Origin of the sequence: Anaeromyxobacter sp. SG64 (assembly GCF_022690745.1) — a bacterium.
Lineage (GTDB): Bacteria > Myxococcota > Myxococcia > Myxococcales > Anaeromyxobacteraceae > Anaeromyxobacter > Anaeromyxobacter soli.
Genome location: NZ_JALCZB010000126.1, coordinates 1 through 10,612, shown reverse-complemented (window position 1 = coordinate 10,612; position 10,612 = coordinate 1). Strand labels below are relative to the sequence as shown.

Annotated in this window: 9 protein-coding genes; 4 read left to right on the top strand and 5 right to left on the bottom strand. The window is 75.7% G+C overall.

All coding sequences use genetic code 11. The annotated features are described in order from the left end of the window. A partial coding sequence (locus MNZ29_RS22100; protein WP_242356751.1) for a VIT and VWA domain-containing protein occupies positions 1–2,916 on the bottom strand: 2,916 nt, incomplete at its 3' end. Between the two features lie 210 nt (positions 2,917–3,126). Here MNZ29_RS22100 and MNZ29_RS22095 point away from each other — a divergent pair. The 3 genes from MNZ29_RS22095 to MNZ29_RS22085 all read left to right on the top strand — a co-directional run bounded on the left by MNZ29_RS22095 (position 3,127) and on the right by MNZ29_RS22085 (position 5,119). Further along, positions 3,127–3,612, top strand: a complete 486-nt coding sequence (locus MNZ29_RS22095; RefSeq protein WP_242341142.1) for a hypothetical protein — start codon at positions 3,127–3,129, stop codon at positions 3,610–3,612. Between the two features lie 223 nt (positions 3,613–3,835). Next, on the top strand, positions 3,836–4,093 hold the full coding sequence (locus tag MNZ29_RS22090) for a winged helix-turn-helix domain-containing protein (RefSeq protein WP_242341141.1): 258 nt from the start codon (positions 3,836–3,838) through the stop codon (positions 4,091–4,093). Positions 4,094–4,372: 279 nt separating this feature from the next. Beyond that, entirely contained in the window at positions 4,373–5,119 is a 747-nt protein-coding gene (locus MNZ29_RS22085; RefSeq protein ID WP_242341140.1) for an exodeoxyribonuclease III, read from the top strand. An 18-nt stretch (positions 5,120–5,137) separates the two neighbouring features. On the opposite strand, the gene MNZ29_RS22080 is transcribed toward MNZ29_RS22085, so the two are convergent. After that, complete coding sequence (locus MNZ29_RS22080; protein ID WP_242341139.1) at positions 5,138–5,995, bottom strand: DUF72 domain-containing protein; 858 nt, start codon at positions 5,993–5,995, stop codon at positions 5,138–5,140. Between the two features lie 145 nt (positions 5,996–6,140). Between MNZ29_RS22080 and MNZ29_RS22075 the strand changes: the two genes are divergently transcribed. Further along, positions 6,141–7,073, top strand: coding sequence for a GGDEF domain-containing protein (locus tag MNZ29_RS22075; RefSeq protein ID WP_242356749.1), 933 nt, complete (start codon positions 6,141–6,143; stop codon positions 7,071–7,073). A gap of 54 nt (positions 7,074–7,127) precedes the next feature. On the opposite strand, the gene MNZ29_RS22070 is transcribed toward MNZ29_RS22075, so the two are convergent. From MNZ29_RS22070 to MNZ29_RS22060, 3 genes are all read right to left on the bottom strand, one after another. Next, positions 7,128–8,609 (bottom strand): TolC family protein, encoded by a 1,482-nt coding sequence (locus MNZ29_RS22070; protein ID WP_242341137.1) that lies wholly within the window; start codon positions 8,607–8,609, stop codon positions 7,128–7,130. A gap of 151 nt (positions 8,610–8,760) precedes the next feature. Continuing rightward, the gene (locus tag MNZ29_RS22065; RefSeq protein ID WP_242341136.1) at positions 8,761–9,237 is read right to left on the bottom strand and encodes a MarR family winged helix-turn-helix transcriptional regulator; all 477 of its coding nucleotides are present in this window, start codon (positions 9,235–9,237) and stop codon (positions 8,761–8,763) included. Between the two features lie 34 nt (positions 9,238–9,271). Further along, positions 9,272–10,612, bottom strand: a 1,341-nt coding sequence (locus MNZ29_RS22060; protein WP_242356747.1) for a tetratricopeptide repeat protein, incomplete at its 5' end; no start/stop codon positions are given.

The window sequence follows — 10,612 nt, the reverse complement described above, 5'->3', positions numbered from 1 at the left end:
GAGCGCCGTGCCGAGCGCGAGGGCGAGGAGCTCCGCGCGACGGCGGCCCTGGCGAGCGGCCCCGAGGCCGAGGAGCGCCGCGGCGAGGCCGGCCGCGCCGAGGGCGAGGAGCGCGAGCCCGGCGCCGGCCCCCGCGAGCAGCATCGGACCCGCTGCGTCCGGCGCGCCCGGCGGGGGGAGCGGGAGGAGCGTGAGCGCCACCCTGCGGCGGCTCACGTTGCCCGCCGCGTCGGAGGCCACCACCTCGAGGTCCGCCGCGCCCGCCCCGGCGCCGGCCGGGACGTGGAGCTCGGCCACCCAGGCCCCGAGCGGCCCCTCCATCCGCGCCCGCGCGAGCTCCCCCCACGGCGCGCGCACGAGCACCTCCTTCACCTCCATCGCGCCCTTCACCGCGTTCGCGAGGCCGCCGGGGCGCCTCGAGAGCGCCGGGAGCCGGGAGACGGCCAGCGACGGCTTGAGCGCGAGGCGGATCGCCTCGCCGGGCGCGGCGGTCGCCGGCGCGGAGAGCACCGCGATCGAGGCGGGCGTCGTGTCCACGCGGATGGGGGCGGTCCGCTCCTCGCGCCGGCCGTCCGCGTGACGGATCGTGATCCGCGCGTCGTAGCTCCCGTCCGGCCAGGCCGGCGGGACGAGGAAGCGCAGCACGAAGTCGCCCCGGAGCGGATCGCGGATCGCCTCGCGCGGCGCGGCCTCGAAGGGGAGCGCGACCGACACCGAGCGCGCTCCGGGCGCCGCGACGCGCAGCTCCGGGTCGCCGGGCTTCACGCGCGCGGGGGCGAGGTCCACCTCGGAGGCGGGACCGAAGATGCCCTCATGGGAGACGCCCTCGGGGAGCTCGTTCGGCACGAGCGCCTGCGCGAGCGGCAGCGACGGGTCGACGCGCAGCGCCCGCTCCACCGCGACGAACGAGGTGTAGGGCGTCACGAGCTTGAAGCGCAGCGCGAGGGCGACCGTCTCCTCGATGGCGGACGCGGGTGGCGCCATGGGCTCCGCGGTGAGGAGGTCCTCGATGCGGCGGCGCGCCCAGAGCGTCCCGAGGATCGGCTGAGCCGTCCCCTCGCCCGCGTCCACCCGCGCCTCGGCGACCTCGATGCGCGAGGCCCACGGCGCCTCGCCGAGCCGGCCGCGCAGCACGAGGTGCGTCGGCGCCCCGCGCCGGACTCGCCCCGCGACCACGAGCGGCTGCCCGGCGAAGAGATCCGGCAGGCGCGCCGGCAGGAGCTCGGTCACCTCGGCGCCCTCGAACCCGACCTCGAGATCGGTGAGCACCGGCCGGTCGATCCGCTTGAAGAGGCGCGCCACCGCCGCGTCCGGCGCCTCGTCGAGCGACACCACCTCCGAGGCGCCGCGTCCGGCCCGGCCCACGCCCTCCACCAGGTAGCGGTTCACCGACGTGCCGATGCCGAACCCGAACACCCGCGCCCGGCCGCGGAGGGCCTCCACCGCCTGGATGATCTCGGTCTCGTTGCCGATGAAGCCGTCGGTGCAGAACACCACCATGCGCAGCCTCCGCGGGTCCTCCGGCGGCGTGAGCGCGGCGCGGACCCCCTCGAGCATCTCGGTGCCGCCGCCGCCCTGGAGCCCGGCGAGCCACGCCTTCGCGCGCGCCACCGCCGAGGGGGTGGCGGGGAGCGGCGCCTCGCTCATGGCCTGCGCGGCGCCGTCGAAGGCGACGATCTGGAAGGTGTCGTCCGGCCCCATCGCGTCGAGCGCGCGCAGGACGAGCGCGCGCAGCCGATCGAAGGGCGCGCCCATCATCGAGCCCGACTTGTCGAGGAGGAACACGAGCTCCTTCGGGCGCACGAGCGCGGGCGCGATCTCCGCCGGCGGCTGCACGAACAGCATGAGGAAGTCCTCGCCCTTCTCGCGCTGCACGACCGCGTGCGCCGCCGGCGCGGCGCCCGCAGGCCGCCAGGTGAGGACGAAGTCCTTGTTCGGGATCCGGTCGTCCTCCGCGAGGGCGACGATCCGCGCGCCGCCGGGCTCGAGCCCGGTCACGGCGCGATGGCTGCGCGTCTCGACGTCGTCGAACGCGCCCCCGGGGACCAGCCGGACGAGGATGTCGACGTCGTGGCCGGAGCGCGTGCCCGGCGGCACGACGGGGGGCGTCACGCGCGACGCGTCGGGGACGCGATCGGTGTCGGGGGCCCAGCCCGGGCCCGCGGCGCCGGCGGCGAGCCGCTCGCCGGGCACGTAGCGCGGGCCGATGGTGGTCGGGAAGTGGAACGCGTAGCGCCCGTCGTCGAAGGGGACCTCGTGGACGTAGCGCAGCACGACCGCGACGGTCTCTCCGGGCGGCACGTTCGCGACCGACTGGGTGAACAGGTTCGGCCGCTCCTGCTCGGTGAGCGCGGCGGTGCGGCCCTCGCGCTTCGCCGCCTCGTACGTCCGGCGCGCCTCCTCGCGGCGGCGGACCTCCGAGAGCACCACCCGATCGCCGATGCGGAACAGCATGTCCGTGACCGCGGCGTTGGCCGGGAGCGGGAACGCGTAGATCGCCTCGAGCCGGTCGGACGAGGGGTTCGCGTAGAACTGGGTCACCTCGACGCGCGCCACGTTCCCCGTGACCTGCGCGACGACGCGGGTGTGGACGAGGGGGAACTCGAGGAGCGCCTTCCCGTCGGGGGTGCGCCCGGTGAGACGCGGCGTGAACATCGCCGCCGCCTCCTCTCCCGCGGCGGCGGGCGAGGGCTCGAGGGTCTCCGTCGAGGGGAGCGCCGCGACGAGCGCGGCGAGGCGGACGAGGTCCGCGCGCGGCAGCCGGGCGCGCTCCCCGGCAGTCGCGGCCGGGGGCGGCGGCGGGTGGGCGGTGGACGGGACGTCCCGCGGCGCCTGGCGCGAGCAGGCGAGCGCGAGCACGGCGAGGACGGTGACGAGGCGGGAGCGGTTCGGGTGCAAGGCGGACGACGGGCGCATTGGGCCCTCCATTCCCCGCTCCGGTGAGCAACGGCCGTGCCCCGCACGAATTCGCGGTGCGCCAGGGCATTCCGCACGCTGTGTCCAGCCGGCCACGTGGCGGAGGACGGGGAGACGCGGGCCGGCCCCGGGGCGCGCGCGCGAAGCGTTGAAGATGGACGCCTCCCTCGCGACATTGACGTCGAGGTGCGGCCAACGGAGGGAACGACGATGGGGATGCTCGACGCGCTGCTCGAGGGGCTCGGCCGGGAGAGCTTCGAGGACTTCACGCGCCGCTGGGAGCGGGGCGCTCCCTGGGACGCGCTCAGGGACGAGGAGACGATCGCGAACTACGACCGCGTGGCCGACGAGATCGGCCCGGCGGAGTTCCAGGAGGCGGCGCTCGCGAGCGTCGAGCGGCTCTCGCCGGAGGAGCGCCGTCGCTTCGTGTCGGAGCTGCAGCGCAGCGCGCGCAGGGCGGACGTGAACTATCCCGGCGTCCACGACGAGGGGCTCGAGGAGCCGCAGGCGCTCGCGGCGCTCCTCTCGCGCATGCACGGCGAGCGGCGCGGCATGATCCGCCAGCTCCTCGCCGCCAACGAGTCGACGCCCGCCACGAGCGGCCTCCTGTCGAGCCCGGTCGCCGGAGCGGTCCTCGCCGGCGTCGCCGTCATGGCCGTCCGCCAGTTCACGAACCGCTCCACCCGCAAGCGCTGATGGTGGCCGGCGAGGTGTCGAGGATCTCAACGCCCGGTCCCTCGCGACCGTCGAGCAGTCGAGACCGCCAGGCCGCGCCGGTTCACCTGCAGCGGAACCCCGGTGGAGCCCCTCGCGTGCCGGTCCCCTGGTGCGGTGGGTCCGTGTTGGGAGGTGCTGCACCCAGCGTGCGACATTAGACCGCTGGTCATTCGCTCCGCCGCGCGACGCGCGGCTCCGCGCCATGTCGACCTTCGCCCGCCGGCTCTCGCTCTGGAAGCTCCTCGCCACCTCGACCGAGCCGCTCTCGCTCGCGGACCTCGCGCGCCGCTGCGGCGTGTCCAAGAACACCGCGCAGCGCGACCTCGACGCGCTCTCTGCGGCGGGCGTGGGCGTCGTGGAGGAGCGCCGCGGGCAGCGGCTCTACTTCAGCCTGGCGCCGGGCGAGTGGGCGCCCTCCGCCGGGCACAGGTCCGCTGCTCGGAGCGAGCGGCGGCGCTGACCGAGGACCCCGAGGCTACTCCCGGCAAAACACCACAGGCGACCACCCCATTTGCTGGAGCGGTGGTGTGATACCAAGGGATCCGCCGGGGGGGAGGGCCGTGACGGGCGCAAGCGCGCCGCGCCACGGCCCTTTTTTGTTGCCTGCCGCGCTTTCGGCCAGGAACGCGCGGCCCGCCAAGGACGTGCGTGCGGCGAATGGGCCCGTTCTTATGAAGGGCCCTGATGGCGGCCCTCGCTCGGGCTCCAGGTGCGCGGGTGAGGCCAGGGAGGGGCGAGCTTGAAGATCGGCACCTGGAACGTGAACGGCATCCGCGCGCGGGAGGCGCAGGTCGCGGAGTGGATCGCGCGCGAGCGGCCGGACGTGGTCTGCCTGCAGGAGATCAAGGCGCCGCCGGCGCGCGTTCCCCCCTCGCTCTGCGAGCTCGAGGGCTACTGGTGCCTGTGGCACGGGGCGACCGCGTACTCCGGGGTCGGCCTCCACGTGCGGCGCGAGCTTGCGCCCGAGCGCCCCGCGTTCACGCACCCCGACTTCGACCTCGAGACCCGCATCGCCGTCGCCGAGGTGGCGGGCGTCACCGTCGCGTCCGTGTACGTCCCGAACGGCGGCAAGGACTTCGCTGCGAAGCTCCGCTTCCTGGAGGCGCTGGATCGCTGGGTGGAGGCGGCGTGCGCCGCCGGCCGCCCGCTCGTCATCGCCGGCGACCTGAACGTCGCCCGCACCGACCAGGACGTCCACCCCAAGGAGCGGAAGGCGGGCGCCATCGGCCAGCGCCCGGAGGAGCGCGCCCTCATCGAGCAGATCCTGTCGCACGGCCTCGTCGACCTCGGCCGCGCGATGGATCCCAAGAACGAGGGGCTGTTCACCTACTGGGCGCCCTGGCGGAACCTGCGCCAGCGCAACATCGGCTGGCGGATCGACTACGTGCTCGTGAGCGCCGCGCTCGCGAGCCGGGCGACGCGCTGCGCGGTCCTCGCCGACTTCGGCACGAGCGATCACGCGCCGGTGGTCGCCGAGCTGCCGTGAGCGAGCGGGGGGCCTCCCTCAGACGAAGGGGCGGAGCGCCTCGGGATAACGCGCCACGAGCCCCGGCGGCGCCTCCACCCGCCGGCGCCTCACCATGGCCTCGAGCATCGTGGCGTTCGCGGGCGCCTTCCCCTCGAAGTGGTTGTTCGTGACGACGTAGACGTCGGGCTGCGCCGGGGCGGCCTCGAGCGCGCGGATGCGCTCGACCCAGGGCTCGAGCTCGCGCGCGGTGTAGAGGTAGTCGTAGCGGGCATCGCGGCCCGCGTCCTTCCGGAACCAGTCCTTCCAGTTCCTCCCGTGGACCCTCACGTAGGCGACCGCCGAGGTGACGGCGGCGCCGGGCCGGATCGAGCGGTGGAAGAGCGGCTGGTCGACGTTCACGATCCCGACCGCCGCCTCGGCGAGCTCGGCGTGGACCTCCGGGACGTCCCACGAGTCGTGGCGCACCTCGAGGACGAGCGGCAGCCCCGCGAAGGCGCGGAAGAGCCCGCGCAGCCACTCCTCGTTGCCGTCCGTCCGCTTGAACGACCAGGGGAACTGGAGCAGCGCCGCCCCGAGCTTCCCGGCCGCGTGCAGCGCGTCGAGCGCCGCGCGCGCCTCCTCGACCTCCTTCGTCCCGTACGGCTCCCCGCGCTCGTGCGTGAAGCGGCGCCAGACCTTCGCGCCGAAGCGGAACGTGGGGACGTCCGCGACGCGCTCGAGCCAGCGCGCCGCCACCTGCGCGGAGAACGGCCGGTAGAAGGTCGCGTTCACCTCCACCGTCCCGTAGTAGCCGGCGAGGAAGCGGAGCCGGTCGAACCCGCGCGGCTCGGGCCTGGGGTAGACGATCCCGCCCCAGTCCACGTACTCCCACCCCGCGGGCCCGAATCGGATCACAGGCCCTCCGCGTAACACCGCGCCCCGCCTCGCGGCAGGGCTCGCCCGGGTTCCAGCCATTCCGCCTCGTCGTGCGGCCCCGGGACTCCTCGCCGGTCGCTGTCCGGGGTCCTCCCGGAGTAGAATCCCGCGCGGGGGTGGGACCATGCCGGCGAGGCCCGAGGAGAAGGAGCGCACCTACACGGCGCTGCCGAGCATCGCTGCGGCGTCGGAGCGGCACGGCTTCTTGCTCGTGCTGTCGGGGCCGCAGTTCGGGGACGTCTTCCCGCTCGCTCCAGGCCGCGAGGTGACCATCGGCCGGCGCGAGGACGTGGACCTGCGCATCGTGGACGAGGCCGTCTCGCGCCTGCACGCCGCCGTCCGGATCGAGGGGGCGGGCGCGGTGCTCCGCGATCTCGGCAGCGCGAACGGCACCTGGGTGAACGGGCGGCGCGTCGTCGAGGAGAAGCTCGACGACGGCGCCCGCGTCCAGATCGGCGGCGCGACCACCCTCAAGTTCCTGTGGGCGGACGAGCTCGAGGCCCGCTGGCAGATGAAGATCGCCGAGGGCGCGCTCCAGGATCCGCTCACCGGCCTCTTCAACCGGCGCCACCTGGAGGAGCGGCTCGCCTCCGAGCTCGCCGCCGCACAGCGCCACGGGCGCGAGCTCTCGCTGCTCCTCGCCGACGTCGACTTCTTCAAGGCGGTGAACGACCGCCACGGCCACCTCGCCGGCGACGAGGCGCTCAAGATGGTCGCCTTCGTGCTGCGCGGCGCGATCCGGAAGGAGGACGTGCTCGCGCGCTACGGCGGCGAGGAGTTCGTGGTCGTCGCCCGGGAGACGGGGCTCCAGGGCGCGCGCGCCCTGGGGGAGCGGATCCGCCGCGCGGTCGAGCGGAGCCGCTGCGCGTGGCACGGCCACGACCTGGGCCTCACCGTGTCGATCGGCGTGACCGTCTCGATCGGCCTCGCGGAGTACGTGGCCGGCCGCAGCGATCGGGAGCTGCTCGAGGCCGCGGACCGCGCCCTGTACCTCGCGAAGCAAGCCGGGCGGAACCGCGTCGTCGCGATCCCGCCCGGCGCCGCCGCGGTACCTTGAGGCGCGGGCCGGCGCCCCGCGGTTTGCGAGGCGCCGGATCACGCTCCGTTGCCGTCAGCGCTGCGGCGCGGGCGGCGCGACGGAGCCGGGCGCCGGCGCGGGCGCCGGCGTCGAGGCGGGCGCCGGCTGCGCCTGCGGACGGCGGAGCGGGTCGAACTCCCCCGCCACCTGCAGGAGCCTCACCGCGGCGAGCTGGGCCGAGAGCGACTCCGTCGTGAGGGCGATCTCCGAGTTCCGGAGCTGCGCCGTCGCGTCCGCCTGCTCGACGGCCGTCGCGGCGCCGGCGCGGTACGACACGTCCACGAGGCGCTGGTTCTCGGCGGCGAGGTCGCGCTGCTCCTTCGCCTTCGCGGCGTTCGCGCGGGCGCTCTCGAGGTCGAGCGTCGACTGGCGCACCTGGGCGCGGACGCGGGCCTCGGTGCTCGCGGCGCTCGCCTCCGCCTCCGCGATCCGCGCGTTCCCCTCGCGGATCTGCGACTCGCGCAGGCCGCCGTCGAGGAGCGTCCAGGACAGGCCGAGCCCGAACGCCCACTGGTCGTTCTGCCCGGTGAAGCCGGCGGCGTTCTGGATCTGGTAGCGCCCGAACGCGGCCACGTTCGGCAGGTAGCGGCCCACGGAGGCGTTGCGGCTCGCGCGCTGGAGCTCGACGTTCCGCCGCGCGGCCTGGAGGTCCACGCGCTCGCGCAGCGCCCCCTGCTCGAGCACCGTGAGGTCGTCGGGGAGCTGCGGCTCGGGGGGCGCGGTCACCTCGAAGTCGACCGGGCGGTCGAGCAGGGTCGCGAGGCCGATGCGCGCCGACTCGTAAGAGTTGCGGGCGCGGCGCAGGTCCTGCTCCGCGCGGGCGCGGTCGATCTCCGCGCGCAGGAGGCCGACCTTCGCGATGGTGCCGGCCTGGTAGCGGACGCGGGCGTCGTTCTCCTGGCGGCGCGCGATCTCGAGGAGCCGCTCGGAGACCTCGGTCGACTGCTTCAGCGCGGCGACGCCGTAGTAGGACTGGGCGACGCCGAACACGATGTCCCGCCGGACGTTCTCGATGGTGAGGCGCGAGACGGCCTCCGCCTTCGACGCGGCGCGGATCCCGAACGCGAGCGCGGGCGAGAACAGCACCTGGTTCGCGTCCACCTGGCCGGCGAGCTGATCCTTCGCGACGATCGTGATCTCCGGGCTGCCCGCGCCGAACGTACCGGCGGGGAGCACGGCCGCGGGCTCGTTGCGCGTGTAGGTGCCGCTCGCGTTCACCTGCGGCAGGTAGCGCGCCCAGGCCTGCACGGAGATCTCGTCCGCCTGGCGGAGCCGCGCCGCCGCGGCCTTGAGGTCGAGGTTGCGCGCGGCGGCGAGCTGCAGCGCCTGCTCGAGCGTGACGATCTCGCCGGCAGGCGTCGGCTGCGGCGTCGGCTGCGGCTCCAGGCTGGGCCCTGCGCCCTGCGGCGCCGGCTGGCCGGCCTGCGGCTGCGGCGCGGGCGCGGCGCTCCGGGACGGCTCCGGCGCCTGCGCCACCGCGAGCGCGAGCACGGTCACTGCGATCACTGCGTTCATGTCTCCTCCCGCCGGACGGCGTGGATGCGTGGTGCTACCTCGCGCCCGCCTGCGAACGCCGCCCCCCAGAAGGGGTCCGGCCGGTCGCGCCGGGCGGGCGCGGTGAAGGGGTCTCTGGCCGCATCTCGCGGCCCGGAGCTCGGGGCGCGCGTCATCTCCCGCCGCCCTCCTCCGGCGCGCCCAGGCGGACGACGAGCCGGTCGACGATCCGCGCGAGGGCCTTGCGGTCCGCGGGATCGAGCGCGCCGAGGATCGCGGCGAACTTGTCCTCGATGTCGGCGTCGATGCGGCGGAAGAGCTGCTCTCCCCGGGGGGTGAACCGGGCGCGGACGACGCGGCGGTCCGCGGTGTCGCGCTCGCGGCGCAGGTGTCCGTCGCGCTCCAGGCGGTCGACGATCCCGGTGACGGTCTTCTCCGTCACCGCCACGCGCCGGGCGAGCTCGCCCATGGTGAGCGGGCCGTCGTGGCCGATCCAGAGGAGCGCGTGGATCTGCGGCGGGGTGAGCTCCAGCTCGCCGCAGCTCGCGGCCACCGGGTCGCGCAGGGAGCGGCGCCGCGCGAGCGCGATCACCTGCTCGCGGAGCGCCCGCGCCTCCCGGCGAAGCCCGGCGTCGGAGATAGTCCGCATTGCGGACCGTCTCTATGCCGGGTGGTCCGCGCCGTCAAGGGGAAGCGACCGGGCGCTCCGGGGTCCCGCCCAGATCCTCGATCTCCCCCTCGATGTCCTTCCGCTCCTCGGCGTCCGGCCGCAGCGCGAGGAAGGCCTTGAACTCCTCGATCGCCCGCCGCCGCTCGCCGCGCTCCTTGTACAGGTAGCCGAGGTAGTAGTGCGGCATCGGGTTGTCCTTCTCCTCGCGCGCCGCCCGCTCGTACCAGGGGAGGGCCGCGCGCTCCCCCTCGGCCTCGTGCAGCGCGCGCCCGAGGCGGTAGATCACCGGCACCGCCTTCGGCTCTACCCTCAGCACCTCCCGGAACACCTTCGCGGCCTCCTCGGCCTTGCCGAGCCGGAGCTGGCAGTCGCCGAGCGCGATCCGCAGGCGCGAGAGGCGCGGCGCGGCCGCGATCGCCTTCTCGTAGGCGCCGATCGCCGCGTCGCAGCGACCGTTCGCGGCGAAGAGGAGCGCCATCCGCTCGTGGGGATCCGCGCGCCGCGGGTCGGCCTTCGCGGCGCCGCGGTAGGCCGCGAGCGCCTCCTCGAGCGCGTTCGCGCGCTCGAGCGCGGCGCCGAGGTGGAGCTGGTGGTCGGCGTTCGAGGGCTCGAGCTCGACCGCGCGGCGCAGCTTCGCCACGGCCGCCGGGGTCTCCCCCTTCGCGAGGAGCGCGCGGCCGAGCCACTGCTGCGCCTCGGCGAGCTGGGGCGCCTCGGCGGCGGCGGCGGTGAGCCGCTGCACGGCGCCGTCGGCGTCGCCCCGCTCCAGCTTCACCGCGCCGAGCCGCACGAGCGCGCCCGCGTTCCGCGGCTGGAGCTCGACGGCCGCCTCGAGCGCCTTCTCCGCGCCGGTGAGATCGCCGGCGGCCCAGAGCAGCGCGCCGAACGTCACGTGCCCCTCCGCGTCGCGCGGGTCGAGGGTGAGCGCGCGCTCGAGGCGCGCCCGCGCGCCGGCCGCGTCGCCGCGTGCGAGCGCGATGCGCGCGAGGCCGGTCTCGGCGGCGGCGCACTCCGGATCGACCGAGAGCGCCCGCCGGTAGGCGGCCTCCGCGCCGGCGTGATCGCCCTGCGCTAGCGCGAGCTCGCCGCGCGCCGCGTGGACCGCCGCCACGCGCGGGCCGCGCTCCACCGAAGCGGCGAGCTCGGCGGTCGCGACGTCGAGCTGGCGGCGGGTGACGGCGATGCGGCCGAGCGCGAGCCGCGGCTCCCAGGCCGCGGGGGTCTTCGCGGCGACCTCGCGGTAGAGCGTGACCGCGTCCTCGATCCGCCCGGCGCCCTCGAGCGCGGCCGCCTTCGAGAGCGAGAGGGCCGCGTCCCCCGGCGCGGCCGCGAGCGCTCGGTCCGCGAGCGACAG

Bases quoted from the DNA above. Each gene is read 5' to 3' on its own strand.
- MNZ29_RS22095 (WP_242341142.1), top strand. From the start codon at position 3,127: ATGGGGATGCTCGACGCGCTGCTCGAGGGGCTCGGCCGGGAGAGCTTC.
- MNZ29_RS22090 (WP_242341141.1), top strand. From the start codon at position 3,836: ATGTCGACCTTCGCCCGCCGGCTCTCGCTCTGGAAGCTCCTCGCCACC.
- MNZ29_RS22075 (WP_242356749.1), top strand. From the start codon at position 6,141: ATGCCGGCGAGGCCCGAGGAGAAGGAGCGCACCTACACGGCGCTGCCG.
- MNZ29_RS22070 (WP_242341137.1), bottom strand. From the start codon at position 8,609: ATGAACGCAGTGATCGCAGTGACCGTGCTCGCGCTCGCGGTGGCGCAG.
- MNZ29_RS22065 (WP_242341136.1), bottom strand. From the start codon at position 9,237: ATGCGGACTATCTCCGACGCCGGGCTTCGCCGGGAGGCGCGGGCGCTC.